This is a genomic window from Chromohalobacter marismortui, assembly GCF_004364315.1.
In the GTDB taxonomy this organism is placed as follows: domain Bacteria; phylum Pseudomonadota; class Gammaproteobacteria; order Pseudomonadales; family Halomonadaceae; genus Chromohalobacter; species Chromohalobacter marismortui.
In genome coordinates this window covers 33918-58987 of record NZ_SOBR01000010.1, presented here as the reverse complement: position 1 = coordinate 58987, position 25070 = coordinate 33918, and the positions used below count along the sequence as shown (strand labels likewise).

General features: G+C 62.2%; 24 protein-coding genes and 1 other RNA gene. 16 read left to right on the top strand and 9 right to left on the bottom strand.

The genetic code is table 11. The features are described 5' to 3' along the window. Positions 1 to 48: 48 nt before the first annotated feature. Positions 49 to 2421 carry a mechanosensitive channel protein gene (gene ybiO, locus C8E00_RS15645; protein ID WP_133698449.1) on the bottom strand — a complete coding sequence of 791 codons (2373 nt, stop codon included), beginning with the start codon at positions 2419 to 2421 and terminating at the stop codon, positions 49 to 51. Positions 2422 to 2709: 288 nt separating this feature from the next. On the opposite strand from ybiO, the gene C8E00_RS15640 reads away from it, so the two are divergent. The 3 genes from C8E00_RS15640 (at position 2710) to C8E00_RS15630 (ending at position 4190) form a co-directional block, all read left to right on the top strand. Beyond that, a complete protein-coding gene (locus C8E00_RS15640) occupies positions 2710 to 2925 on the top strand; it encodes a hypothetical protein (RefSeq protein WP_133698448.1) in 216 nt (71 codons plus the stop codon). Positions 2926 to 2971: 46 nt separating this feature from the next. Beyond that, positions 2972 to 3181: a hypothetical protein gene (locus C8E00_RS15635; protein ID WP_133698447.1), complete on the top strand. Its 210-nt coding sequence runs from the start codon at positions 2972 to 2974 to the stop codon at positions 3179 to 3181. A 148-nt stretch (positions 3182 to 3329) separates the two neighbouring features. Further along, positions 3330 to 4190 (top strand): glycine betaine ABC transporter substrate-binding protein, encoded by an 861-nt coding sequence (locus C8E00_RS15630; protein ID WP_133698446.1) that lies wholly within the window; start codon positions 3330 to 3332, stop codon positions 4188 to 4190. 79 nt (positions 4191 to 4269) lie between these two features. Here the strand turns inward: C8E00_RS15630 and ssrA are convergent. Together ssrA and smpB are read right to left on the bottom strand one after the other, a co-directional pair. Then, positions 4270 to 4649, bottom strand: a transfer-messenger RNA (tmRNA) gene (ssrA, locus tag C8E00_RS15625). Positions 4650 to 4717: 68 nt separating this feature from the next. Next, a complete protein-coding gene (gene smpB / locus C8E00_RS15620) occupies positions 4718 to 5191 on the bottom strand; it encodes an SsrA-binding protein SmpB (RefSeq protein WP_133698445.1) in 474 nt (157 codons plus the stop codon). Between the two features lie 130 nt (positions 5192 to 5321). Here smpB and C8E00_RS15615 point away from each other — a divergent pair, with 130 nt between their 5' ends. Both C8E00_RS15615 and C8E00_RS15610 read left to right on the top strand, forming a co-directional pair. Then, positions 5322 to 5762: a type II toxin-antitoxin system RatA family toxin gene (locus C8E00_RS15615; RefSeq protein ID WP_133698444.1), complete on the top strand. Its 441-nt coding sequence runs from the start codon at positions 5322 to 5324 to the stop codon at positions 5760 to 5762. A gap of 1 nt (position 5763) precedes the next feature. After that, complete coding sequence (locus C8E00_RS15610) at positions 5764 to 6066, top strand: RnfH family protein (protein WP_133698443.1); 303 nt, start codon at positions 5764 to 5766, stop codon at positions 6064 to 6066. Between the two features lie 9 nt (positions 6067 to 6075). On the opposite strand, the gene C8E00_RS15605 is transcribed toward C8E00_RS15610, so the two are convergent. Beyond that, the gene (locus tag C8E00_RS15605) at positions 6076 to 6507 is read right to left on the bottom strand and encodes an outer membrane protein assembly factor BamE (RefSeq protein WP_133698442.1); all 432 of its coding nucleotides are present in this window, start codon (positions 6505 to 6507) and stop codon (positions 6076 to 6078) included. Positions 6508 to 6585: 78 nt separating this feature from the next. On the opposite strand from C8E00_RS15605, the gene fur reads away from it, so the two are divergent. Next, positions 6586 to 7038 carry a ferric iron uptake transcriptional regulator gene (gene fur / locus C8E00_RS15600; RefSeq protein WP_040239960.1) on the top strand — a complete coding sequence of 151 codons (453 nt, stop codon included), beginning with the start codon at positions 6586 to 6588 and terminating at the stop codon, positions 7036 to 7038. A 115-nt stretch (positions 7039 to 7153) separates the two neighbouring features. Here the strand turns inward: fur and recN are convergent, their stop codons facing one another. Further along, entirely contained in the window at positions 7154 to 8827 is a 1674-nt protein-coding gene (gene recN / locus C8E00_RS15595; protein ID WP_133698441.1) for a DNA repair protein RecN, read from the bottom strand. Between the two features lie 185 nt (positions 8828 to 9012). Between recN and grpE the strand changes: the two genes are divergently transcribed. The 4 genes from grpE to C8E00_RS15575 all read left to right on the top strand — a co-directional run bounded on the left by grpE (position 9013) and on the right by C8E00_RS15575 (position 14018). Continuing rightward, positions 9013 to 9645, top strand: coding sequence for a nucleotide exchange factor GrpE (gene grpE / locus C8E00_RS15590; protein ID WP_133698440.1), 633 nt, complete (start codon positions 9013 to 9015; stop codon positions 9643 to 9645). Positions 9646 to 9775: 130 nt separating this feature from the next. After that, positions 9776 to 11710: a molecular chaperone DnaK gene (gene dnaK, locus C8E00_RS15585; RefSeq protein WP_133698439.1), complete on the top strand. Its 1935-nt coding sequence runs from the start codon at positions 9776 to 9778 to the stop codon at positions 11708 to 11710. Between the two features lie 90 nt (positions 11711 to 11800). Next, entirely contained in the window at positions 11801 to 12949 is a 1149-nt protein-coding gene (gene dnaJ / locus C8E00_RS15580) for a molecular chaperone DnaJ (RefSeq protein WP_133698438.1), read from the top strand. Between the two features lie 175 nt (positions 12950 to 13124). Then, complete coding sequence (locus C8E00_RS15575; RefSeq protein ID WP_133698437.1) at positions 13125 to 14018, top strand: DMT family transporter; 894 nt, start codon at positions 13125 to 13127, stop codon at positions 14016 to 14018. Here the strand turns inward: C8E00_RS15575 and C8E00_RS15570 are convergent. Genes C8E00_RS15570 through C8E00_RS15560 form a run of 3 tightly spaced genes read right to left on the bottom strand, consistent with a single transcriptional unit; the run spans position 13996 to position 16950 of the window. Next, a complete protein-coding gene (locus C8E00_RS15570) occupies positions 13996 to 14745 on the bottom strand; it encodes an ABC transporter ATP-binding protein (RefSeq protein ID WP_133698436.1) in 750 nt (249 codons plus the stop codon). The genes C8E00_RS15575 and C8E00_RS15570 overlap by 23 nt on opposite strands. After that, a complete protein-coding gene (locus C8E00_RS15565) occupies positions 14739 to 15821 on the bottom strand; it encodes a FecCD family ABC transporter permease (protein WP_208291949.1) in 1083 nt (360 codons plus the stop codon). Before C8E00_RS15565 ends, C8E00_RS15570 begins: the two co-directional genes overlap by 7 nt. A gap of 1 nt (position 15822) precedes the next feature. Further along, a complete protein-coding gene (locus C8E00_RS15560; RefSeq protein WP_133698435.1) occupies positions 15823 to 16950 on the bottom strand; it encodes an ABC transporter substrate-binding protein in 1128 nt (375 codons plus the stop codon). A 281-nt stretch (positions 16951 to 17231) separates the two neighbouring features. Here C8E00_RS15560 and C8E00_RS15555 point away from each other — a divergent pair, with 281 nt between their 5' ends. The 5 genes from C8E00_RS15555 to greA all read left to right on the top strand — a co-directional run bounded on the left by C8E00_RS15555 (position 17232) and on the right by greA (position 23617). Next, positions 17232 to 17522, top strand: a complete 291-nt coding sequence (locus tag C8E00_RS15555) for a DUF2218 domain-containing protein (protein WP_133698434.1) — start codon at positions 17232 to 17234, stop codon at positions 17520 to 17522. A 121-nt stretch (positions 17523 to 17643) separates the two neighbouring features. Further along, complete coding sequence (gene dapB, locus C8E00_RS15550; RefSeq protein WP_133698433.1) at positions 17644 to 18453, top strand: 4-hydroxy-tetrahydrodipicolinate reductase; 810 nt, start codon at positions 17644 to 17646, stop codon at positions 18451 to 18453. A gap of 242 nt (positions 18454 to 18695) precedes the next feature. After that, positions 18696 to 19841 (top strand): glutamine-hydrolyzing carbamoyl-phosphate synthase small subunit, encoded by a 1146-nt coding sequence (gene carA / locus C8E00_RS15545; protein ID WP_133698432.1) that lies wholly within the window; start codon positions 18696 to 18698, stop codon positions 19839 to 19841. Between the two features lie 72 nt (positions 19842 to 19913). Continuing rightward, positions 19914 to 23144 (top strand): carbamoyl-phosphate synthase large subunit, encoded by a 3231-nt coding sequence (gene carB, locus C8E00_RS15540; protein WP_133698431.1) that lies wholly within the window; start codon positions 19914 to 19916, stop codon positions 23142 to 23144. Beyond that, entirely contained in the window at positions 23141 to 23617 is a 477-nt protein-coding gene (gene greA, locus C8E00_RS15535; protein ID WP_133698430.1) for a transcription elongation factor GreA, read from the top strand. The genes carB and greA overlap by 4 nt, the downstream gene beginning before the upstream one ends. Before the next feature lie 146 nt (positions 23618 to 23763). Here the strand turns inward: greA and yhbY are convergent, their stop codons facing one another. Next, the gene (gene yhbY, locus C8E00_RS15530; protein WP_133698429.1) at positions 23764 to 24090 is read right to left on the bottom strand and encodes a ribosome assembly RNA-binding protein YhbY; all 327 of its coding nucleotides are present in this window, start codon (positions 24088 to 24090) and stop codon (positions 23764 to 23766) included. Between the two features lie 255 nt (positions 24091 to 24345). Between yhbY and rlmE the strand changes: the two genes are divergently transcribed. Continuing rightward, positions 24346 to 24978, top strand: coding sequence for a 23S rRNA (uridine(2552)-2'-O)-methyltransferase RlmE (rlmE, locus tag C8E00_RS15525; RefSeq protein WP_133698428.1), 633 nt, complete (start codon positions 24346 to 24348; stop codon positions 24976 to 24978). The last annotated feature ends 92 nt before the right edge of the window (positions 24979 to 25070 follow it).

Below are 25070 nucleotides of genomic sequence, written 5' to 3'. Positions count from 1 at the left end.
GGCCCTTTGATGTCAAGGCGCCGCCGTCAGAACGGCGGCGCAACGAGCTCAGTTCGGGGTCTCGTCGTTGTCCGGCTTGGTATGCTCGGGATTGATGTTCTCGTCCGATGGTGCATCGGGCGAAGGCGACGCGTTCCCTGAAGGCGACTGGCTGTCCACCACCTCGCCCTTCTGGGACAGGATGCGCAGATTGGCGGGCGGGGCGCTGCCATCCTTCTCCTGTCCGAAGTAGAGCGTGGTGTGCGGGAACGGAATCTCGATGCCGGCAGCGTCGAAGTACAGCTTGACCAGGCGGTTGTAGGCACGGCCCACGGCCCACTGGTCGCCCGGCGTGGTCTTGATGATTACGCGAATGTTGACCGAGCTGTCGGCCAGGGCGGTGACGCCTGCCACGCTGAGCGGTTCGAGCAGCTTGTGGCCGTGCTCGCTTTCCTTGAGGGCGTCGAAGGCCACCTGCAGCTGTTCGATGGCATCATCGATGCTCTCGCGGTAGGCAATGCCGTATTCGCCGACATGGTTACCGAATTCACGCATGTAGTTGGAGACGGTATCCACCGAGGAGAACGGCACGATGTGGTAGGTCCCCGACAAATCGCGGATCCCCACAGAGCGAATGCTGATGCGTTCTGCCGTACCGGTGGTGCCGCCCACGGTGACGACGTCGCCGGTGTTCATGGCGTTTTCCAACTGGATGAAGACCCCGGTGATGACGTCCTGCACCAGCTTTTGCGAACCGAAGCCGATGGCCAGACCGAGGACCCCGGCACCGGCGATCAGCGGACCGATATTGATGCCGATCTCGGCCAATATGATCATTGCCGTCATGGTGATCAAGGCGATCGCCAATGCATTGCGGAACAGCGAGAGGAGTGTCTTGGCGCGGGCCGAGGGCTCACCTGTACCGGCATCTGCGTTCAGACGGTGCTCGATCAGGCTGGCGAGTCCAATCCACGCGGCGATAGCGACCAGCAGAATGATGATCACGTTCAGCGTGGTGCCGACGGTGTTCGCGCCAGCCTCGGACGCATACCAGGCGGCAAGATCAAACACCTGCCAGGCACTGAGCACGAACATCGCCACGACGATCAGGATGATGGCCCGAATTACCTTGAGAGCGGTCGGTACGTAGGCATTGAGGCGTGTTTCCAGCAGTGGCAGACGACGCTGAATATCGCCGCTCAGGCGAATGCGACGGCCAATCAACTGGGTCAGCACGCCCGATACCAGCATGCCGATGCCCACGGTGATGACCGTCTTGAGCGTGGCCAGCAGCACGTAGGGCAATGCAGTCTCCGGATGCAGCACGGTGACGGCGAACACCACCAGTGCGTAGGCCAGGGCCAGCACATGCCAGATACGCCCCAGCAGACGCAGCGCGAAGCGCGAGGCACTCATGTCGGCGTTTTCGGCGCGCTGCATCAGGACATCGCGCAGTGTCACGCGATGCTTGAGGATCACCGTCGTGGCGTAGATCAATGCCAGCAGCATGATCAGCGTGCCGAGTCCCTGGCCGAGTGCCGGCGACAGGTTGAAATTGATGATGGGCACGACCACCAGCATGCCGTAGCCGATGAAGCCGGCCAGACGTGCGAGGAAGCGGTTGCAGTAAGAGGCCTGCGGCGAGGCAATGGGCATCAGGCGCAACCCCTCGTAATGCGATGAGAACAACATGCGCAGCGCGGCCTTGAACAGCTCGATCATCAAGAAGGCGTTCAGGAACAGCGAAAAGCGCGTTGCCATGTTGCCCGCTTCGCCGATAGCGAACGTCGCCAGCAGGTTGCCCGCTACATACGCCAGCACGACGACCACGATATCCACGAGGGCCGCTAGCACGACCGCGACAACGGTTCGTAGCAAGGCACTTTTCTCGGCACGCTGGGACGACCACTGACCGAGCTTGCCGAACAAGGGGGACGCGAGACGGCGTAGGACGAACAGCGCCACGAAGGCACCGATGACCACCAACGCGAAGTTGAGGGTGGCGATCAGGAAGGTCCCGGTATCGAAGCTCGGACCGCTGGCGCCGGCATCGCGAGTGCTGAACAAGCCGACCAGAGCTGCGCTCAGGCTCTTGAGCTGGCCCCCCAGGTTCGCCGCGATATGGCTGGTCGCGTCGGCCAGTCGGCGGGGGAAAGAAACCTCTGCGGCCGTCTGGTCGCTGGGGGCATCGTCGGCGATGGCTGCGGCAGAAGAAGCGCCTGCGGCGTCCAGAGTGTTTTCCTGGGCCGCTTGGGCACGCAACTGATCAATGATCGTCTGGCGCGTCTTCTCGTTCTCGAGCATATCGGCCAGCGTCGAATAGGCGGGGGCGTCGGCGTCAGCGGCTGGTGTGCTCTGCTGAGCCACGGCCGGCGCCATCACGAAGAGCAGACACAGCAACAACCAACGGCTGAGCCACGTATCGAGACGTAGAGTCGGCACGCATTGACCTCCTTGTGCAGAAAGTGGCTAACTAAGCCACATCATTTATGATGAATTTGCTTATCAATACTAACACTAGGCGGCTCATTGACGAGCGTCGAGGGAAGCAAACAGCGTTTCGTCGGCACCGTATCACGAAAGGGCAATGAACCGTCGCTAGTATCATGATAACGGCTTCTTACTTTTTTGTACCATCCTTGTACGAGTCGATGATATCTGGCACTTTATTTATACATGGCCATTGTTGGCCAGTACTGCAGTGACGTGTCTAACCAAGGAGGGTGACACATGACCAACGATATGATCTGCCCGCGTTGCGGGAGTCGCGCATTGAACACCCCGGATACCGCCTTCGAGTGGGACGAAGTGACATGCATCGAGTGTGATGAATTCATCGATACATGTCTGGGACTGGCGCAGCGCGCGGTTGATTACTTGCCACCCCTGGACGAGGCCTGCCTCAAGACGCGCGCCATGGCAAGACACATGGGTATGCGGGCGTGATGCCCCGGCTGACATGTGAAGAGCAACGGTCAAGGAGGACAGGGACATGCTGAAAGTGACACTCGATCTGCGTTGCAACGTTTGCCATGGGGAGCGCTTCGTCATCCCCACCGGCGACGAGCAGCTCGATGACATCCGCTGCGCGGAATGTCACGCCTTCAAATGCAAAAGCGATGATCTGGAGCGCGCGATGTCGGCTGTTCATGGAGCCACGGCGCCGCGTGGCGCCGTGTCACACGAGAAGCGGGTGGGGTAGCGAGTCGCCGGCGTGCGCATGCGATGCCACTCTTCGGCCCGGGGAGTGGCATCGTTGTATTCGGCCCTTGCATGGCCCGGACACAGGTTTGCAACGTTTCCTCCTTCTCGGCATGCTTGAAGCACACTTCCAATAAAGGCATTTCCCCATGGCTCAGCGTTCGATGTATCTCGCCGGTTTGGCCTTGATGGCCGGTGCCGGCTTGGCGGCCACCACTGCGCAGGCCCAGGACAAAGGCACCATCAATCTGGCGTATGTCGAATGGTCTTCTACCGTGGCGTCTACCAACGTGATGCGGGCTGTGCTCGAACAAGCCGGTTACGACGTCGAGACGTCCTCGCTGTCGGCAGCCGCAATGTGGCAGTCCGTGGCGACTGGAGACACCGATGCACTGCTGGCCGGTTGGCTCCCGACCACGCATGAGGATTACTACGCTCAACTCAAGGATCAACTGGTCGATACGGGCGTCAACCTGGATGGCACCAAACTGGGGCTGGTGGTGCCGGCCTATAGCGAGGTCGATTCGATTGCGGATCTCAATGCGCATGCCGGTGACTTCGACAACAAGATCACCGGTATCGACCCGGGTGCCGGGATCATGCGCCTCACCGACAAGGTCATCGAGGAGTACGATCTCGATCTAAGTTTGCAAAGCGGCAGCGGCGCGACCATGACAGCGGCGCTGAAAAGCGCCATTGCCAACGATGAAGAGATCGCCGTGACCGGTTGGACGCCGCACTGGATGTTCACGCGCTGGGATCTCAAGTACCTGGACGACCCCAAGAACGTCTATGGCGGTGCCGAGCAGATCCATACCATCGTTCGTCAGGGGCTCAAGGAGGACATGCCGGAAGCCTACGCCATTCTGGATGCCTTCGAGTGGACCGCCGAAGACATGGGCGAAGTCATGCTGATGAATCAGGAGGAGGACTCCGACCCCTACGAGAACGCCAAGCAGTGGGTGGAGGACAACCAGGATCTGGTCCAGGAGTGGCTGCCGGCGTCGTAAGTCCCTCTGATCAAGCTCAGGGTTACTCGGCCCTGGTAACGAAAAAAGCCAACCCCTAGAGGTTGGCTTTTTCGGTGTTTGGTGGAGGCGGGGGGAATTGAACCCCCGTCCGCCGGCACTCACCCATCGGCTCTACATGCTTAGGTCCGTCTTTTGATTTAGCGCCTCTGGCTCCGACGGGCAGGATCCAGCGACGCGATTCCTCTAAGTTTTAGCGGCTGACGCGAGGACAAAGCCAGCCGCGATCCCATCAGTCTGAGCTCGTATCCCATCGGTGATGAATGGGCACATCACCTCCGGGCCGGACTAGAAGCTAGCAGTTGTTACGCTGCCAGCGCGCCCTGAGCGTAGTTGTCGTCGTTTGCGACTATTTTATCGTAACGTTGGATTTACGAGATACGTTACGCTCTCGGCATGCACCTCAGGGATTGTCACCGGCGTCGAAGCCATGTCGCCCCCGTAAAGCGTCTTACAGTCTAACAGATGGGGACCGTTCGAGGCCAGTTCAACCTCATTGGCGAAAATCGTCAGTGGGCACGCATGATGCGGGCCTTTTCGCGATCCCAGTCGCGGGCCTTTTCCGTGGCGCGCTTGTCGTGCATCTTCTTGCCGCGTACCAGCGCGAGCTCGCATTTGACGAGGTTTTTCTTCCAGTACAGTTTCAGCGGCACGCAGGTATGCCCCTTGTCCTGGGTGCGCGAGAAGATCTTGGCGATTTCCTTGCGGTGCAGCAATAACTTGCGTGTACGCGAAGGATCCGCCACCACATGCGTACTGACGGTATTGAGTGGCGTGATATGACTGCCCAGCAGCCATGCCTCGCCATTCTTGATCAGGATGTAGGTGTCGGTGAGCTGCGCCTTGCCGGCGCGCAAGCTCTTGACTTCCCACCCGGCCAGCGACAAGCCGGCCTCGAAGGTCTCGTCGATATGGTATTCGAAGCGAGCCTTCTTGTTTTGCGCGATGGTGCTCGAGCCTATGTTGCCTTTTTTCTTGGCCATGGAACCTCTACATTACTATGCGCCGAATCCGCTAGCCCCATGAAATGGGGGAAGGCGTGATATCATTCAAGGCCTTGACGTTAACCTTCCATCATACGCGCACGGCGCAACAAAGTCAGCGGAGTGGTGAATGCCTACGGTCAACCGGTCTGCCTTGGTGAGACATTCCTGCAAGGCGATGTTCGATCTGGTCAATGATTTCGAGAGTTACCCTGAATTCTTGCCGGGATGTCGCCGCGCACGGGTCATCGAGCACGAAGAAGGGCGCTACCTGATAGGAGAGATGACACTGGCCAAGGGGGGCGTGGAGCAGACCCTGGCCACACGTAATGAGCTTTACCCTCATGAGCGGATCGATCTATCGCTCGATCGGGGGCCTTTCAAGCGTCTCAGTGGGCGCTGGTTGTTCACGCCGATGGGCGAGTCGGCGTGCCGCGTGAGCCTGGAGATGGAATTCGAGTTTTCCAATCGCCTGTTGGGCGTGGCGTTCGGCAAGCTGTTCCAGCAAGTCGCCGGCCAGTTGGTCGATGCCTTCACGCGGCGTGCGGATGCGCTTTATGGCGCCCAATGACATGCCAGCCTCTCGTATCATGATCGAGGTCGCTTATGCCGAGCCACACCGTCAGCGGGTGGTGGCATTGGCGGTGGCGCCGGGGACGTCGGCACGTGACGCCGTGAGAGAGGCGGAACTGCCGTCTCTTTTCCCCGAGCGAGACGCCGCTTTCTTCGAGCGGGCGCCGCTGGGGATTTTCGGCCAGGCGCTCAAGGCGCCTGACCATCGAGTGTTGGAGCAGGGAGATCGCGTCGAGGTCTACCGCCCGTTGGTTGTCGACCCCAAGCAAGCGCGCTTGGCGCGGGCTCGGGGAGGCGACTGAACGAGGCGGTTATTCCACGGGGCCATAGCCGGGGCCGGCGGCTGCAGTGCTGCTGCCGGCGCCGGAACCTTCCACGGCGGGGCCGGGACCGCCTTGGTTGGAGAGGGCGACATCATCTTCAAGATCGCCTTCACGCTCGATGTCGGTCAAGCGGTCGTTCTGGAAGGTCAGCGTGACACGCTTTTCTTCTACATCGTCATAGGCCTCGTCGAGGTAGAAGACATAGTCCCAGCGGTCCTCGTTGAACGGGCCTTTGAGTAGGGGACTGCCCATGACATAGCGAACCTGCTCCTTGGTCATGCCGGTCTCGAGCTGCGAGACCATGTCCTGAGTGATAAGATTGCCCTGAACCAGGTCGCGCTTGTAAACGCCGACGTAGCTGCAGCCGCTGACGAGCGCCAGGGCGACGGAGAAGGTGACTGTTTTAATCAGGTTTTGCATTTGCGCCTATCATTCACTATCGTTGCCTGGGTTGATCATACCTGACCTACCACGATACTGCGAAGAGCAACCGCAACCATGGCCGATCAGAACCATGAACTGCGCAAGGCAGGGCTAAAAGTCACCCTGCCGCGCGTCAAGATCCTGCAAATTCTCGAAAGCACGCAGGACCAACATCATCTGAGCGCCGAAGACGTCTATAAGGCTTTGCTCGACGCAGGTGATGATGTCGGTCTGGCAACCGTATATCGTGTCTTGACGCAGTTCGAGACGGCGGGGTTGGTCATTCGCCACAACTTCGATGGCGGGCACGCCGTGTTCGAGCTGTCGCAGGAAGAACACCACGATCATATGGTGTGCCTGGAAAGTGGCGAGATCATCGAGTTCTTCGACGATACCATCGAGCGGCGTCAACGCGAGATCGCCGAAGAGCATGGCTTCGAACTCGTCGATCATGCGCTGGTGTTGTACGTGCGCCCCAAGGGGTCCAGCGTGACGCGCCAGGAAGGCTCAGGGCCCGGCAAGAAGTAACCCCGAGCAGTCAGCATGTCGCGATGATGCAACCGGCCTTCATGGCCGGTTGTGTCGTTTCATGCCCCTCCCGATATCACGCGACGATGTATCCAAGAACGCCAGCCCGGTACGTTCAGTGTTGCGCGTGCTGGCTGGCGTCGAGCATTTCGCGGGCGTGCGCCAGAGTGCGGTCGGAGAGCTTGACGCCGCCGAGCATGCGGGCCAGTTCACGCACGCGCCCGGCATCGTCGAGCAGTGCCATGTGCGTGAGTGTCGTGTCTTGCTCGGCACGCTTTTCGATATGTAGATGATGATGCGCCTGGGCGGCGACTTGCGGCAGGTGCGTCACGGTCAGGATCTGCCCTTGGGCACCGAGGCGTCGCAGCAACTGGCCGACGATTTCCGCGATGGCCCCCGACACGCCGACATCGACTTCGTCGAAGACCATGCTGGGCGCCGTGCTGTGCTGTGCGGCGACGACCTGGATTGCGAGGCTGATACGCGACAGCTCGCCGCCTGAGGCGACCTTGTTCAGCGGGCGTGATGGCTGGCCGGGGTTGGCGCTGATCATGAAGCGTACCTGGTCGAGCCCTTCGGCTTGGGGCGTTTCGCGGGGCGCAACGGCGACCTCGAAGGTTGCCTTGCCCAATCCCAGGAAGGCCAGTTGCGCCTGTACGGCCTCGCCGAAGTCGCGCGCCGCCTCGAGACGCGCCTCACTGATCGACCGCGCTTGTTCTCGGTAAGTGTCGCGCGCCCGCTCGGCGTCTTCGGCGAGCGCCTCGAGGTCATGCTCATCGCCTTCCAGGCTGGCCAGCTCGTCGCTCAAACGCTGATGCAGGTCGCGCAGCTCCTCGGGCAGGACATGATGCTTGCGCGCGATGCGATGTACTTCGCCGAGACGAGCTTCGACCTCCGCCAGGCGCTGCGGATCGAGCTCGGTGGTGTCGACGAAGCGATGCAGCTCGCGCGCCGCCTCCTCGATCTGGATTTGCGCCTCGTTCAGCATGCCCAGCGCATCCGCCAGTTGCTGACGAGTCTGTTCGGGGGCATTCCCCAGGCGTGCGGTGGCATGGTGCAGCAATGCGCGCGCACCGTGCTCGTCCTGATCGCAACAGTCGGCGGCGAACTGCGCGTCGCCCAGGACTTCCTCGAGGTTGGCCAGTTGGGTCTGCTCGTCCTCCAGGGTATCCAGTTCCCCCTCTTCGAGCGCCAGTTGATCGAGCTCCTCGACTTGATAACGCAATAGCTGACGCCGTGCCTGCACCTCGTCGCCGCTTTCTTGCAGATCACGTAGCCGCCGTCGGCGTGCGCGCCAGTGATGAAAGTGCTCGCCAAGGGTGGCGACGGCCTCGGTCTGCCCGGCGTAGCTGTCGAGCAGGCGCAGATGCGTTTCTTCGCGCAAGAGCGCTTGATGGGCGTGTTGGCTGTGGACCTCGATGAGATGCTCGCCGAGCGCTTTCAGGTCGCTCACCGTGACCGGTTGGCCGTTGATCCAGGCCTTGGAGCGCCCCGACGCGGTGACGACACGCCGGAGCAGGCATTCGTCATGCGCCAGCTCACGCTCGGTGAGCCAGGCGCGAGCAGCGGTGAGTCGGGCGATATCGAAGCGTGCGCTGATGTCCGCGCGCTCGCAGCCATGACGCACGCTACCGGCGTCGGCGCGCTCTCCCAGGCATAAGCCCAAGGCGCCGAGCATGATCGATTTGCCGGCGCCGGTCTCGCCGGTGATGGCCGTCATACCGTCGTGCAGGTCCAGATCGAGGCGCTCGACGATGGCGTAGTCGCGAATGGCAAGCTGTATCAGCATGAAAACCTCCGGGCGTCGGAAACGAAGCTGATCTCTGTGTGTTTATACAGTAGTTGGGATGGGGCTTCAATTGCCAGTCGTCGCAAGCGATAAGAGTGGCTTGAGATCGTTCACCGCATCCCCATATAGGAGGCAATCGCTCATTAGATGCGGCTTCGGGCCGCGCCAGCTGTCAGGAGAAACTTATGGCCAAAGACCCGCAGACCCCCACCGACGAAGAGTTGGTTCGAGCCGATCGCGATGCCGAACCCCAGCCGGATGACGCCACTGGCGATGACGCCGACCTCGAAGGCGTCGTCGAGGATGTCGAGGCCAGCGAGGCCGATGCCGACGCTCTCGAGAATCCGGAAGCCGATGCGCTGGCCGCACGCGTCGAAGAGTTGGAGCAAGCCTTGGCGGATGCCAAGGACCAGACGGCACGCGCCGCCGCAGAGGCTCAGAACGTGCGTCGCCGTGCCGAGCAGGATGTCGAAAAGGCACGCAAGTTCGCGCTCGAGAAGTTCGTCAATGAGTTGCTGCCGGTCGTCGACAGCCTGGAAAAGGCACTGGAGTCGATGCAGGAAGGTGCCAGCGAGGTGCATCGTGAGGGTGTGTCGATGACCCTGAAATTGCAGCTCGATGTACTGAGCAAATTCGGCGTGGAAGCCGTCGATCCGCAAGGCGAGCCGTTCGACCCACAAGTGCATGAAGCCATGACCATGGTGCCCAACCCCGAGGTTGAGCCCAATACCGTGATCGAGGTCATGCAGAAAGGGTATCTGTTGAATGGACGTCTGGTACGTCCGGCGATGGTGGTCGTCAGCCAAGCCGCCAATTGATGTGGCAGGGGCGTGATGTGACGCCGACACCCTTGAAAGGCGTGACCCCACCCCCCAAATAGACGAACAACGAGGCGGCGAAGCCGCCGACGAAGACGAAACAGTCAAGCAACGATTTTGAGGTATTCCAATGGGACGCATCATCGGTATTGATTTGGGGACCACCAACTCCTGTGTTGCCATCTTGGACGGCGGCGACGCGAAGGTGATCGAAAACGCAGAAGGGGCACGCACCACGCCCTCCATCATCGCCTACACCGACGATGGTGAGACGCTGGTCGGCCAAGCCGCCAAGCGTCAGGCCGTGACCAACCCCAGCAACACGCTGTATGCGATCAAGCGCCTGATCGGCCGCAAGTTCAAGGACGATGTCGTCCAGAAGGACATCAAGATGGTGCCCTATGCCATCACCGAGGCCGACAATGGCGATGCTTGGGTCGAGGTCAAGGGCAGCAAGCTGGCACCGCCGCAGGTCAGCGCGGAAGTGCTGAAGAAGATGAAGAAGACCGCTGAGGACTATCTTGGTGAAGAAGTCACCGAAGCGGTGATCACGGTGCCGGCGTACTTCAACGATAGCCAGCGCCAGGCGACCAAGGATGCCGGACGCATCGCCGGCCTCGAAGTCAAGCGCATCATCAACGAGCCGACGGCGGCTGCGCTGGCCTATGGCATGGACAAGGCGCGTGGCGACAAGACCATCGCGGTCTATGACCTGGGCGGCGGTACCTTCGATATCTCGATCATCGAAGTGGCCGATGTCGACGGCGAGACGCAGTTCGAGGTGCTGGCCACCAATGGTGACACCTTCCTGGGTGGCGAGGACTTCGACCTCAAGCTGATCGACTACCTCGTGCAGCAGTTCAAGAGCGATTCCGGTATCGACCTGTCCGGCGACAGCCTGGCCATGCAGCGTCTCAAGGAAGCTGCCGAGAAGGCCAAGATCGAGCTGTCCGCCGCGCAGCAGACCGAAGTCAACCTGCCGTACATCACGGCGGACAACACCGGGCCCAAGCACCTCAACGTCAAGATCACCCGGGCCAAGCTCGAGTCACTGGTCGAAGAACTGGTCAAGCAGTCGCTGGGGCCGTGCAAGACCGCACTGAGCGATGCCGGCCTGTCCGCGTCCGAGATCGACGATGTGATCCTGGTCGGCGGCCAGACGCGCATGCCGCTTGTGCAGTCCAAGGTGGCTGACTTCTTCGGCAAGGATGCCCGCAAGGACGTCAACCCGGACGAAGCCGTGGCCGTGGGCGCGGCGATCCAGGGCGGCGTGCTGGGTGGCGACGTCAAGGACGTGCTGCTGCTCGACGTCACGCCGCTGACCTTGGGTATCGAAACCCTGGGTGGCGTGATGACGCCGTTGATCGAGAAGAACACCACCATCCCGACCAAGAAGACCCAGACCTTCTCGACCGCGGATGACAATCAGACGGCCGTGACCATTCACGTGCTGCAGGGCGAGCGCAAGCAGTCGGGCGGCAACAAGTCGCTGGGTCGCTTCGACCTGGCTGACATTCCGCCGGCGCCGCGCGGCGTGCCGCAGATCGAGGTGGCGTTCGACCTCGACGCCAACGGCATCCTCAACGTCTCCGCCAAGGACAAGGCGACTGGCAAGGAACAGTCCATCGTCATCAAGGCCTCCGGCGGTCTCTCCGACGAGGAGATCGATCAGATGGTCAAGGATGCCGAGGCGCACGAAGCCGAGGACAAGAAGTTCGAGGAACTGGTGCAGCTGCGTAACCAGGCCGATGGCATGATCCACGCCGCGCGCAAGACTCTCGAGGAAGCCGGCGACAAGGTCGAGGCCAGCGAGAAAGAGCAGATCGAGACCGCGATCAGCGAGCTCGAGGAAGCCACCAAGGGCGATGACCAGGAGCATATCCAGGCCAAGCTCGATGCGCTGACCGAGGCCTCCGGCAACCTGGCGCAGAAGATGTACGCCGAACAGGGCGACGCCAGCGCCGAGGGCGGCGAGCAGCAAGCCAGTGATGGCGCGCAGAAGAAAGAAGACGATGTGGTTGACGCCGAGTACGAGGAAGTCAACGACGACCAGAAAAAGCAGTAACCACGACGTCTGATGCTCGCATGACGGCAGCGCGGGGGGTATTCTCCCGCGCTGCTGTTTGCGCAGCGCCGACACGGAGGCGGACCATCCATGTCAAAGCGTGATTATTACGAAGTACTGGGCATCGACCGGGGAGCCGATCAGAAAGAGATCAAGAAGGCTTACCGTCGACTCGCCCAGAAGTACCATCCGGATCGCAATCCGGATGATGATACCTCGGCGGAAAAATTCCGCGAGGTCTCCGAGGCGTATGAAGTCCTCGCCGATGAAGAAAAGCGCAGTGCCTATGACCAGTTCGGTCATGCCGGCGTCGATGGCCAGGGCGGCGGTTTCGGTGGCGGCGGCTTTGGCGGTGGCGCCGGTGCGGGCGGCTTCAGCGATATCTTCGGCGATGTGTTCGGCGATATCTTCGGTGGCGGTGGGCGCCGCAACCCCAACGCCCCGCAACGTGGTGCCGATCTGCGTTACAACCTCGAGCTCGATCTCGAGGAAGCCGTCGCCGGCACGTCGGTCGATATCCGCGTGCCGCGTCATATCGTGTGTGAGCACTGCGATGGCGATGGTGCCGAGCCGGGGTCCACCAAGGAAACCTGCCCGACTTGTCATGGTCAGGGTCAGGTGCGCATGCAGCAGGGCTTCTTTGCCGTGCAGCAGACCTGCCCGACCTGTCATGGTGCCGGCCAGAGCATCAAGGTGCCGTGCGGTAAGTGCCACGGCGAAGGGCGCGTGCGTGAAACGCGGACCCTGTCCGTGAAGATTCCCGCCGGCGTCGATACCGGTGACCGCATTCGTCTCAATAATGAAGGCGAGGCGGGACTCAACGGTGGCCCGCCGGGGGATCTTTACGTCCAGGCGGCGATCAAGCCGCACCCGATCTTCGAGCGTGACGGTCGCCATCTGCAATGTGACGTGCCGATCAACTTCATCGACGCGACCCTGGGCGGTGAGCTGGAAGTGCCGACCCTGGATGGCCGTGTCAAGTTGAAGATTCCGCCGGAAACGCAAACCGGCAAGATGTTCCGGCTCAAGGGCAAGGGCGTCAAACCGGTGCGCGGTGGCCCGCCGGGCGACCTGCTGTGCAAGGTGGTGGTCGAAACGCCGGTCGACTTGAGCGACGAGCAGAAGGACTTGCTGCGTCGCTTCCAGGAAAGTCTGGACGGCAGCAACAGCCACCACTCGCCGAAGAAGACCAGCTTCTTCGACGGCGTGAAGAAGTTCTTCGAGGACATGAAGCCGTAAAGCGGTCTCGTCGGCGGTATGTTCCAGGCCCCGTACTCCGCAAGGAGGCGGGGCCTCGTCGTGTGCTAGTCCGCGAATATCGGTTGGCAACGATCATTGTGCCTATGTTGACTGCTATCTTGACGGCTCTCGGACTCGCCGGGCCCGCTCGCGTGAATGATGCTCAAGGACGCTCATGGATAACGTTTCGGATCGGCCGCTGGCCGGCATCGTGCTCCGACTGCTGTCGGGCATTCTCTTCACCGGGATGATGGTGTGCGTCAAGGCGGTGAGCACGCAGGTGCCGCTGGGCCAGACCGTATTCTTCCGCTCGGCCTTCGCGCTGCTGCCGATCGTGATCTTCATGACCTGGCGCCGCGAATTTCCCCGGGCGCTGGCGACGCGCAAACCGGTGGGGCATCTGGTGCGCTCGGGACTGGGCGCGGCAGCGATGTTCGCTTCCTTCGCGGCGGTGGCGCGGCTGCCGGTAGCCGAGGCGACGCTGCTGGCGCAGCTGTCGCCGGTGGCCATGGCGGTGGGCGGCGTGCTGCTGCTTGGCGAGCGCTTCACCCTCCACCGGGCGGCAGCCTTCGCGTTGGTGCTGGCGGGCGTGGCGGCGCTGGTGATGCCCGACCTGGGCGAGTCTCGGGGGCAGGTGCTGGGTTACGGCCTGGGCGTGCTGGCCGCGCTGCTGACGGCGGGCGCACTGGTGACGGTGCGGCGTATCTCGCGTACCGAGACGGCCGCTTCGATTGCCTTCTACTTCGTGCTGGTCACAGCGCTGGCGGGGCTCGCCACGTTGCCGCTTGGCTGGATAGCGGTTTCGGGGCCGACGCTGGCGCTACTGGTGCTGGCGGGATTGTTCGGCGGCGCCGCACATATCTGCATGACCCTGGCGCTACGCTACGCCGAGGTCTCGCGCCTGGCGCCCTTCGAGTACGTGGCGTTGGTCTGGCCGGTGCTGGCCGACCTGCTGATCTTCGGGCTGATGCCATCCAGTGGTTTCCTGGTGGCCCTGCCGCTGGTGCTGAGTGGCGCCATACTGGCGGCCCTCGAAGGACGCCGGTTCAGATGGCCGCTTCGACAATGAGCTGGGGGCGACCCCGCGAGCAGGACTCGATGCGGGCCTCGACCTGAAAGACGCGCCGTAGCAGCTCTGGCGTGACGACGTCGTCGGTGGCGCCACAGGCCGCCAGTCTACCCTCCTGCAGTATCAGTGCCTGGTCGGTGAAGCGCAGTGCATGGCCCAGGTCGTGCAGTGCGGCGATTACCAGCATGCCCCGTTCCTTGGCCAGTCGGCGCAGGATCGACAGCAGCTGGATCTGGCGATGCAGGTCCAGCGCCGAGGTCGGTTCGTCGAGCAGCAGGATCTCGGGATTCTGCACCAGCGCCTGGGCCGCCCCCACCAGTTGTCGCTGCCCACCGCTGAGATCGCCGATGTCGCGCTCGCCGAGCGCGACGATGCCCAGTTCGTCCAGGGCGCGGTCCACCTCGGCCAGATCCTCGGGCTTCACGTTCAGGCGCCGGCCCTGCATGCGTGCCAGCAGTACCGACTCGTAGACCGTCAGTACGGCGTTGACGCCGGTTTCCTGGGGCATGTAGGCCACGGGGCGCTCGCTGATGGCGTCAGTGATCCGCACCGTGCCACCACCGGCGAGCAGCCCGAAGATGCGCCGGAACAGGGTCGACTTGCCGGCGGCGTTGGGACCGAGGACGGCGACCACCTGGCCGCCTACGAGGGGCGGCACGGTGATTGCGGAGAGAATCTGGCGGCGGCCGTAGCGGGCCGTTAGGCCATCGAGGGTGAGCGTTACCATGAGGCCTTCTTGTTGCTGAGGACGAGGAACAGGAAGAAAGGAATGCCGACCAGTGACGTGATGATGCCGATGGGAATGATGGTGCCCGGAATCAGCACCTTCGACAGCACCGAGCCGATCGACAGGATCAACGCCCCGCACAGCGCCGCGCCGGGCAGGAAGAAGCGCTGATCTTCGCCCAGCAGGAGGCGGGCAATGTGGGGCCCCACCAGGCCGATGAAGCCGATGGTCCCGACGAAGGCCACGGCGATGGCGGCCAGCAGCGAGACGAGCACCAGCACTTCCAGGCGCAGTGTGCGGGGCTTCACCCCCAGGCTCTCGGCCTTGGCGTCGCCCAGGCGCATGGCGGTCAGCGCCCAGCCGTGGCGCGCCAGTAGCGGCATGACCATGGCTAGCACGCCCAGGGCGATCCACAGCTTGGGCCAGGTGGCCTTGGTCAGGCTACCCATGGTCCAGAACACCACCGCCGCCACGGCCTGCTGGCTGGCGAAGAACTGGATCAGCGCCATCAGCGAGTTGAAGATGAAGACCATGGCGATACCCAGCAGCACGATGGTCTCGATCGTCACGCCGCGACGCATGCTCAGCAGGTGAATCGCGAAGGCGGTCAGCATGGCCATGACGAAGGCGTTGATCGGGATGACATAGTCCACTGCGGTCGGGATGATCGCCACGCCGAAAGCGAGCGCCAGGGCGGCACCGAAGCTGGCCCCGGCGGAGATGCCCAGCGTGAAGGGACTGGCCAGGGGGTTGCTGAGGATGGTTTGCATCTGGGCGCCGGCCACCGACAGGCTGGCGCCCACCACCAAGGCCATCAGTGCCACCGGCATGCGGATTTCCCACAGGATCACGCGGGCCTGCTGGCTAACGTCTTCCGGCGTGAACAATGCGGCGAGTACCTCGCCGATGCTGAACGGGGCCGGCCCCAGGGCGAGGTCGGTACACAAGCTGAGGAACAGCGCCAGCGCCAGGGCGGCGAGGGTCAGCTGACGGCGAACCACCAGGCTGCGATAGAAGGTGCGGCCTTCCTCGGCGGCAGATTGCTCGGAAGGCACGGTGTCGACGCCGGTGTGCATGTCAGTCATTCTTCAGCGAGACCCAATAGCCAGGCTCAAAGTCGACCGGCAGGAAGCGTTCATGCAATGTCCTGAGCGTCGCCTCGGGGTCGAGGTCGGAGAACAGCTCGGGATGAAACCACTTGGCCAGCCGTTGAACGGCGACGAAGTAGTAGGGGCTGTTGTAGAACTGGTGCCAAATGGCGTGGACGTTGCCGGTTTCCACGGCGTCGATGCCGGTCATGGCAGTGCGCTTGGTGAGGGCCTCGAGCTTGGCACGGGCAGCGTCCAGATCGGCGCCGGGGCCCACGCCCACCCAGTCGCCGCCGGGCACGTAGGCATCCCAGTGGCCGCCGGTCACCACCACCTGTTGTGGATCGGCGGCGATGATCTGCTCCGGGTTCAGTCGGCCGAAGGTGTTGGGAATGATGCCGTCGGCGATGTTGGTTCCCCCGGCGAGCTCGACGTATTCACCGAAGTTGCCTGGCCCGAAGCTCAGGCAGCAGTCGTCGGTATAGCCGCCGGCGCGATCGATGAAGACGCGCGGACGTTCGGGGTCGGCGGCCTCGATGGTCTCGGTGACGCGCGCCATCTGGACCTGGGCAAAGGCGATGAACGCCTCGGCTCTTTTCTCCTCGCCCAACAGGCGTCCCATCAGGCGCATCGAGGGAATGGTGTGCTCGAGCGGCTTCTCGCGGAAATCGACGTAGACGATCGGGATACCCAGTTGGGCCAACTTGGTGTCGTAGGCGGCATCCTCGGTGGCGGCCTTGGCTTCCAGGTTCATCAACACGACATCCGGCTGCAGCGCAGCCGCCTGCTCCACATCGAAGGTGCCGTCCTTGAAGCCGCCGAAGGTGGGGATCTGCGTCATCTCGGGAAACTTGGCGGCATAGGCGGCATAGTTGTCCGGGTCGGCCTGGGAGAAATCCTCGCGCCAGCCCACCACGTGCGCGAAAGGGTTTTCCGGCTGCAGGGCGGCCAGCAGATAGATCTGGCGTCCCTCGCCGAGGATAACGCGATCCACGGGGGTCTCGACGGTCACCTCTCGACCGGCGACGTCGGTGACGGTGACTTCCTCAGCCAGGGCGGCCGTGGCGACGAAGGCGAGGGCCGCGCCGGCGGCGACTTTCAGTAGTGAGATGGGCATGGGGAGTGTCGAGTTGGCTGTGTGATTTGGATACGCTGAAAGACGCCAAGAAAACGTTAATCCGTGACGTTTATTTTTGCGACTCATTGCTGTTTGCATTTGGCTGTAGTATGCCTGTCTCTCCCGGGTGAGTCGAGCCATGCAAGGTGCGGAGTGGCTAGGTGTGACCGACCTCTTGGCGCTCGCGTCGCGTGTTGATGAACGGAGCGTTGCCGGTGCGCGTCGCGGGCGCATGCCATAATGGTAGGCTGATTGAGCGGCTATCCCACGAGGAAATCTTCATGCCTGTTTCTCACGCCGTCGTCTCGACGACATCCGGTTCGCGGTATATCAATCGCCTGTGCAAGCACTGGCAGCACAAGCTGAGCGTTGCCCATGACGAGCACCAGGGGCGCGTCACGTTCGATGGTGGGGTGTGCCACATGCGCGCCGAGGCGGGTGCCTTGCATCTGCAACTGACAGCCGAGGATGTGGCGACCCGCGAGCGCCTCGAAGAGGTCGTGGCGGTGCATCTCGAGCGAATGGCGAACCGCGATGCGCTCGATATTGTCTGGCAGCCTGCTGTGACGTGATACCGGCGTGGCTTCATCCGCGATCACGTCATATCTATGATCGGCGGTGTGCGTGACGGGCATGCGGGGCGGTTTGGTATACTCTCCGGTATTCATCGACACGCAATCGCAAGGAGTCCACATGACGCGTATCGCCATCGTCGGCGTCGCCGGGCGCATGGGCCGCACCCTGGTCAATGCCGTACAGCAGGATCCCGAGGCCAGCTTGGCGGGAGGCATCGTCGAGCCCGGTAGCTCATTGGTCGGTGCCGATCTGGGCGAGCTCGCCGGTGCTGGGCGCTTGGGCGTGAACGCCACGGATGACCCGGCTGCCATCGTCGATGCCTTCGATGTGCTGATCGACTTCACCACGCCTCGGGTCACGCTGGCCAATCTGGCGTTTTGCGCCGAGCATGGCAAGGCGATCGTGATCGGTACCACGGGGCTCTCCGACGCCGAGATCGTCGAGCTCGACGGTTATCGTGACCGTGTTCCCATGGTCTTCGCGCCCAACATGAGCGTCGGTGTCAATCTCACCCTCAAGCTGTTGGAAACCGCCGCCCGAGCGCTGGGCGATGAAGGCTACGATATCGAAGTGAGCGAGGCGCATCATCGCCACAAAGTCGATGCGCCTTCCGGCACCGCGCTGAAGATGGGCGAGGTCGTGGCCAAGGCCCTGGATCGCGACCTCAAGGAAGACGGCGTCTTCGAGCGTGTGGGGCAGTGCGGGCCACGTGGCGACAAGGAGATCGGTTTTGCTACCGTGCGTGCCGGCGATATCGTCGGCGAGCATACCGTGATGTTCGCCACCGAGGGCGAGCGTATCGAGATCAGCCACAAGGCGTCCAGCCGCATGACCTTTGCCAAGGGAGCGGTGCGCGCGGCACGCTGGGTCGCCTTGCATGACAGTGGTCGCTACGATATGCAGGATGTGCTGGGGCTCAAGGGGTAGTCTGCGACCCGTAACTCGCGTATCATCGAGCCAATTTGGCCGGGCAAACGCGTTGGCGGCCACAGGGAACCGAGCGAATGACAAAAGGCGGGATGAAACCGGGCTTCTTTCAGGTTTCGTCCCGCTTTTTTACGACCCGCGAGCAGCGGTCGTCAATACGCTTAGTGCTCCTTGAATACGAGGGGTCTGGCGTTACGCCGGCCCCGGCCCAGACTCGCGCATGACAAGGGGAGGACGTTGCGTTGATCAGACCCGCGATATTGGCCTTGGAAGACGGCAGCGTATTTCATGGCAGTGCCATCGGAGCCGATGGGCAGACCAGTGGTGAGGTGGTCTTCAATACGGCCATGACTGGCTATCAAGAAATTCTCACCGACCCCTCCTACACACGACAGATCGTCACCCTCACCTATCCGCATATCGGCAATACCGGCATCAATTCAGAAGACGTCGAATCCGGCGCCATCGCCGCCGCCGGCCTGGTAATTCGTGATTTGCCGCTTACCGCCAGCAGCTTTCGCAGCGAAGAAAGCCTGGACGCGTATCTCAAGCGTCACGACGTGCTGGGCATTGCCGATATCGATACCCGGCGCCTGACCCGGCTGTTACGCGAAAAGGGCGCGCAGAACGGTGCGATCCTGGCGGGTCGCGATGCCCAGGGCGAGGATGCCGTCGAACGGGCCTTGTCAGCGGCGCGGGCCTTTCCCGGCCTCAAAGGCATGGATCTCGCCAAGGAAGTGAGCTGTCACGATACCTATGAATGGAGCGAAGGCGAATGGGAACTGGGCAGCGGCTACGCCGATGCCTCCCAGGGTGAGCATCCTTATCACGTGGTAGCGTACGATTATGGCGCGAAGTTCAACATCCTGCGCATGCTGGCCTCGCGCGGCTGCCGCCTGACGGTGGTGCCCGCGCAGACCCCGGCCGCCGAGGTGCTGGCGATGCAGCCGGATGGTGTCTTCCTGGCCAATGGGCCGGGCGATCCCGAGCCCTGCGGTTACGCCATCGAGGCGATCCGTGAAGTGATCGCCGCCGAGGTGCCGCTGTTCGGCATCTGCCTGGGGCATCAACTGCTGGGCCTGGCCTCTGGCGCGCGCACGGTGAAGATGAACAACGGCCATCATGGGGCCAATCACCCGGTTGAGGATCTCGATAGCGGTCGCGTGATGATCACCAGTCAGAACCATGGCTTCGCGGTCGACGAGGCGAGCCTGCCGGCCAACGTGCGGGCCACGCACCGCTCGCTGTTCGATGGCACCTTGCAAGGCATCGAGCGTACCGACTGCCCGGCGTTCAGCTTTCAAGGGCACCCCGAGGCCAGCCCCGGCCCACGTGATGTCGCACCGCTGTTCGACCGCTTCATCGCGCTGATGCAGGCCCGTCGTTGAGCCACCGCCGCCTCCGCGAGAGGCGGCGCACCGTCGCACCGTCGTTTGTCACCTAGTCTAGCGGGAATCGTCATGCCGAAACGTACCGACATCCAAAGCATTCTGATCATCGGCGCCGGGCCCATCGTCATCGGTCAGGCGTGTGAATTCGATTACTCCGGCGCCCAGGCCTGCAAGGCGCTGCGCGAGGAGGGGTATCGCGTCATCCTGGTCAACTCCAATCCGGCGACCATCATGACCGACCCGGTGATGGCGGACGCGACCTACATCGAGCCGATCACCTGGCAGGCGGTGGCCCAGATCATCGCGAAGGAGCGCCCTGATGCCATCCTGCCGACCATGGGGGGGCAGACGGCGCTCAATTGCGCGCTGGAACTCGACAAGCAGGGCGTGTTGACGCAATACGGCGTGGAGATGATCGGCGCCAACGCCGACGCCATCAACAAGGCCGAGGATCGCGATCTGTTCGACAAGGCGATGAAGAACATCGGTCTGGAGTGCCCCAAGGCCAAGGTCGCCCATCGCATGAGCGAAGCGTGGGACATCCAGGGCGAGCTGGGCTTTCCGGTGATCATCCGGCCGTCCTATACCATGGGCGGTTCCGGCGGCGGTGTGGCCTACAACAAGGAAGAGTTCGAGGAGATCTGTACGCGCGGCTTCGAGCTTTCCAATAACCACGAGCTGCTCATCGACGAGTCGCTGCTGGGCTGGAAGGAATACGAAATGGAGGTCGTGCGCGACAAGCACGACAACTGCATCATCGTGTGTGCCATCGAGAACTTCGACCCCATGGGCGTGCATACCGGCGATTCGATCACCGTCGCCCCGGCGCAGACGCTGACCGACAAGGAATACCAGATCATGCGTGACGCCTCGCTGGCGGTGCTGCGCGAGATCGGTGTCGAGACCGGTGGGTCCAACGTGCAGTTCGGGGTCGACCCGCAGACCGGCCGCGTGGTGGTCATCGAGATGAACCCGCGTGTCAGCCGCTCCTCGGCACTGGCCTCCAAGGCGACCGGCTTCCCGATCGCCAAGATTGCCGCCAAGCTGGCGGTCGGCTATACGCTCGACGAGCTGCAAAACGACATCACCGGTGGCAAGACGCCGGCCTCGTTCGAGCCGTCCATCGATTACGTGATCACCAAGATCCCGCGCTTCACTTTCGAAAAGTTTCCCCAGGCTAACGACCGTCTGACCACCCAGATGAAGTCGGTGGGTGAGACCATGGCCATCGGACGGACGTTCCAGGAGTCGTTGCAGAAGGCGCTGCGCGGCATGGAAACCGGCGTCGACGGCTTGGAGCCCAAGGTCACCGACTTCAACGATGCGGGCATGGCGCTGATCAAGGGCGAGTTGCAGGCGGCCGGTGCCGACCGCATCTTCTTCGTGGCGGATGCGATGCGCGCCGGCATGAGTATCGATGACGTCTTTGCGCTCACCAACATCGATCGCTGGTTCCTGGTGCAAATCGAGGAACTGGTGCGCCTCGAGCAGCAACTGGCCAGCTGCTCGCTGAACGAGCTGTCGGCGGCGACCCTGTTCCGCCTCAAGCGCAAGGGCTTCAGCGACGCGCGCCTGGCCACGCTGCTGGGCGTGTCCGAGAAGGAATTTCGCAAGACGCGCCAGAAGCACGGCATTCGTCCCGTCTATAAGCGGGTCGATACCTGTGCGGCGGAGTTCGCCTCCGATACGGCTTACATGTACTCCACCTACGAGGAGGAGTGCGAGGCGGACGTCAGCGACCGCCAGAAGATCATGGTGCTGGGCGGCGGGCCCAATCGCATCGGCCAGGGCATCGAGTTCGACTACTGCTGCGTGCACGCGGCGCTCGCCATGCACGAGGACGGTTTCGAGACCATCATGGTCAACTGCAACCCGGAAACCGTGTCCACCGATTACGATACCAGTGACCGCCTCTACTTCGAGCCGGTGACCCTCGAGGACGTGCTGGAGATCGCCGACAAGGAGAAGCCGGCCGGCGTGATCGTGCAGTTCGGCGGTCAGACGCCGCTCAAGCTGGCGCGTGAGCTCGAAGCCGCTGGTGTGCCGATCATCGGCACCACGCCGGATGCCATCGATCGCGCCGAGGATCGCGAGCGCTTCCAGCAGATGATCGATAAGCTCCATCTCAAGCAGCCCCCCAATGCCACTGCGCGCAGTTTCGAGGATGCCTTCGTCAAGGCCGAGAAGATCGGGTATCCGCTGGTGGTGCGCCCCAGTTACGTGCTCGGCGGGCGGGCCATGGAGATCGTCTATGACGCCTCCGAGCTGGAGAGCTACATGACCCATGCGGTCAAGGTCTCCAATGACTCGCCGGTGTTGTTGGATCACTTCCTCAATGCTGCTGTCGAGGTGGATATCGATGCGGTCAGCGACGGCGATCAGGTGGTGATCGGCGGCATCATGCAGCATATCGAGCAAGCCGGTGTGCACTCCGGTGACTCGGCATGTTCGCTGCCGCCGTATTCGCTACCGGCGGAAGTGCAGGACGAGATGCGCGACCAGGTCAAGCGCATGGCATTGGAGCTCAATGTCGTGGGGCTGATGAACGTGCAGCTCGCCTGGCAGGACGGTGACATCTACGTCATCGAGGTCAATCCGCGTGCGTCGCGTACGGTGCCGTTCGTGTCCAAGTGTATCGGCGTTTCGCTGGCCCAGGTCGCGGCACGCTGCATGGCCGGCCAGACACTCGCCGAGCAGGATTTCACCCGCGAACGTCTGCCGGGCTACTACAGCGTCAAGGAAGCCGTCTTCCCGTTCAACAAGTTCCCGGGCGTCGATCCGATTCTGTCGCCGGAGATGAAGTCCACCGGTGAGGTGATGGGGAGCGGTTCGACCTTTGCCGAAGCCTTTTACAAGGCGCAGCTGGGTGCGGGTGAGGCGATTCCGCGTCTGGATGGTGAGCGTAAGGCCTTCCTCTCGGTGCGCGATCCAGACAAGAGCGAGATTACCGAGGTGGCCCAATCTCTGCTAGCATTGGGTTTCAGCCTGATCGCGACCCGTGGCACCGCCATCGCTCTAGAAGCGGCTGGCCTCCCGGTCAAGGTCGTCAATAAGGTCTATGAAGGTCGCCCTCACATCGTCGATATGCTCAAGAACGACGAAGTGGCTTATATCGTTAATACGACCGAAGGCCGCCAGGCGATCAGTGATTCTTCCGTGATCCGCCGTACCGCACTCGCTCGCAAGGTCCCCTATGCCACGACGCTGGCGGGGGCGCGTGCGGTGTGTATGGCGCTTGAGTATGGAAATGCAATTACCGTACGGCGGCTGCAGGAACTGCATGCAGGAGCAAGCACATGAACAAGGTCCCGATGACCGTTGCGGGCGAGCAAAGTCTGCGAGAAGAGCTCGAGCACCTCAAGAGCGTGGAGCGTCCCCAGGTGATCAACGCCATTGCCGAGGCGCGTGAGCATGGCGATCTCAAGGAGAATGCCGAATACCACGCTGCGCGCGAGCAGCAAGGGTTCATCGAAGGGCGCATCCAGGAGATCGAAGGCAAGCTGTCCGCGTCGCAGGTGATCGACGTCACCAAGCTGCCCAAGACCGGCAAGGTGATCTTTGGCGTGACGGTGGAATTGATCAACCTGCAAAACGACGAGGAAGTGCGCTATCGGATCGTCGGCGAAGACGAGGCCGACATCAAGGAGGGGCGGATTTCCGTGACATCGCCGATCGCACGTGCCCTGATTGGCAAGGAAGAAAGCGATACGGTGCTCGTGCGGACGCCCGGGGGCGATGTCGAATACGAGATCGCCAGCGTCGAGCATCTTTGACCCAAGCTTGAAGAGCGGCGCTTCGCGCCTGGACGCTTGAAGTCGGAAGAAAAATACCCCCGCTGCCATGGCAGCGGGGGTATTTCGCATCTACGACTGTGATCCTGTCGACATCCAGCTTCTAGCGCCGGGCAAAGCCCGGCCGCTCAGCGTCGTCCGTGGTGGTTTTCGAAGCGCTGGATGTTGGACAGCTTGGGGTTGACGCGAGGGTTGTGGCGGTAAAGCAGCGCGACCTTGCCGATGGTCTGGACCAGTTCGCCGCGGCTGGCCTCGGTCAGATCGTTGATCATGGCCTGGCGGTCGTTGCGATCACCGAGGGCTAGCTTGACCTTGACCAGCTCGTGATCTTCCAGAGCGCGGTCGAGTTCGGCCAGAACGCCTTCGGAAAGCCCGTTCTCCGACACCGTCACAACGGGGTTCAGGTGGTGGCCGATGCTACGAAATGCTTTCTTTTGTGCCTGTGACAAGCTCATGGTATCGTGACTGTTCCGGGTTGGCGGACGCTCGGCGTATCGCCGAGAGCGTTATCTGAATGCGACCAAATCGCATGTTGGCGCAGCGGCTGTCGATCATTCTAGCCTGTGGCCGATGCGATATGCGGCGCCGAGAAAAGATAGAACGCGCCATGTTACGGGGAAAGCGGCGTCTTGGAAAGGCCGTGGCGCCCGCCTAGCTAGCCCGCTCCCGCCTTCCGGAAGAGTTCTGACGGCTATCGATTTAGGTGAACCGTGGTACGATCCTCGCATACTAGCAAGAGCTCGGCCTCTTGGCTCAAAGAGCATTTCGACGATCGCTACGTGCAGCGTTCGTGGCAAGATGGCTATCGTTCGCGGGCCAGTTACAAGCTACTCGAAATCGATGCCAAGGATACGCTTTTCAAGCCGGGCATGACCGTCATCGATCTTGGCGCTGCACCGGGGGGCTGGAGCCAGATCGCCGCCGAAAAGGTGGGCGCCAAGGGCTGTGTGGTGGCGTCCGACCTCCTGGAGATGGATGCCCTGGCAGGTGTCGCGTTCGTGCAAGGTGACTTTACCGAGATGGATGTGCTCGAACGGGTTCTGGCCGCGCTGGATGGGCGCCGTGTCGACCTTGTGATGTCTGATATGGCCCCCAATATGAGTGGTATGGCGGCCATCGATCAGCCGCAGGCGATGTACCTCGCCGAGCTGGCGCTTGATCTGGCGCGTCAAACCTTGTCGCCAGGCGGGCGCTTTCTGGCCAAGGTGTTCCAGGGAGAAGGGTTTGATGCATATTTGAAGGAACTGCGCGGCAGTTTCCGCAAGGTGACGACTCGCAAGCCGGAGGCCTCGCGTGCCCGCTCACGAGAAGTCTACCTACTTGCAGATGGATTCCACGGCTGAGCTTGCGCCCATGGGATGTGCCCACTGATGCATCGACTCGATAGTCATAATGACTTGGTAGTCGAAACCTCTCGTGTGGTGTAGTGTCCAAT

Bases quoted from the DNA above. Each gene is read 5' to 3' on its own strand.
- C8E00_RS15640 (WP_133698448.1), top strand. From the start codon at position 2,710: ATGACCAACGATATGATCTGCCCGCGTTGCGGGAGTCGCGCATTGAAC.
- C8E00_RS15635 (WP_133698447.1), top strand. From the start codon at position 2,972: ATGCTGAAAGTGACACTCGATCTGCGTTGCAACGTTTGCCATGGGGAG.
- C8E00_RS15630 (WP_133698446.1), top strand. From the start codon at position 3,330: ATGGCTCAGCGTTCGATGTATCTCGCCGGTTTGGCCTTGATGGCCGGT.
- smpB (WP_133698445.1), bottom strand. From the start codon at position 5,191: ATGGCCAAGAAAAAAGGCAACATAGGCTCGAGCACCATCGCGCAAAAC.
- C8E00_RS15615 (WP_133698444.1), top strand. From the start codon at position 5,322: ATGCCTACGGTCAACCGGTCTGCCTTGGTGAGACATTCCTGCAAGGCG.
- C8E00_RS15610 (WP_133698443.1), top strand. From the start codon at position 5,764: ATGCCAGCCTCTCGTATCATGATCGAGGTCGCTTATGCCGAGCCACAC.
- C8E00_RS15605 (WP_133698442.1), bottom strand. From the start codon at position 6,507: ATGCAAAACCTGATTAAAACAGTCACCTTCTCCGTCGCCCTGGCGCTC.
- fur (WP_040239960.1), top strand. From the start codon at position 6,586: ATGGCCGATCAGAACCATGAACTGCGCAAGGCAGGGCTAAAAGTCACC.
- recN (WP_133698441.1), bottom strand. From the start codon at position 8,827: ATGCTGATACAGCTTGCCATTCGCGACTACGCCATCGTCGAGCGCCTC.
- grpE (WP_133698440.1), top strand. From the start codon at position 9,013: ATGGCCAAAGACCCGCAGACCCCCACCGACGAAGAGTTGGTTCGAGCC.
- dnaK (WP_133698439.1), top strand. From the start codon at position 9,776: ATGGGACGCATCATCGGTATTGATTTGGGGACCACCAACTCCTGTGTT.
- dnaJ (WP_133698438.1), top strand. From the start codon at position 11,801: ATGTCAAAGCGTGATTATTACGAAGTACTGGGCATCGACCGGGGAGCC.
- C8E00_RS15575 (WP_133698437.1), top strand. From the start codon at position 13,125: ATGGATAACGTTTCGGATCGGCCGCTGGCCGGCATCGTGCTCCGACTG.
- C8E00_RS15570 (WP_133698436.1), bottom strand. From the start codon at position 14,745: ATGGTAACGCTCACCCTCGATGGCCTAACGGCCCGCTACGGCCGCCGC.
- C8E00_RS15565 (WP_208291949.1), bottom strand. From the start codon at position 15,821: ATGCACACCGGCGTCGACACCGTGCCTTCCGAGCAATCTGCCGCCGAG.
- C8E00_RS15560 (WP_133698435.1), bottom strand. From the start codon at position 16,950: ATGCCCATCTCACTACTGAAAGTCGCCGCCGGCGCGGCCCTCGCCTTC.
- C8E00_RS15555 (WP_133698434.1), top strand. From the start codon at position 17,232: ATGCCTGTTTCTCACGCCGTCGTCTCGACGACATCCGGTTCGCGGTAT.
- dapB (WP_133698433.1), top strand. From the start codon at position 17,644: ATGACGCGTATCGCCATCGTCGGCGTCGCCGGGCGCATGGGCCGCACC.
- carB (WP_133698431.1), top strand. From the start codon at position 19,914: ATGCCGAAACGTACCGACATCCAAAGCATTCTGATCATCGGCGCCGGG.
- greA (WP_133698430.1), top strand. From the start codon at position 23,141: ATGAACAAGGTCCCGATGACCGTTGCGGGCGAGCAAAGTCTGCGAGAA.
- yhbY (WP_133698429.1), bottom strand. From the start codon at position 24,090: ATGAGCTTGTCACAGGCACAAAAGAAAGCATTTCGTAGCATCGGCCAC.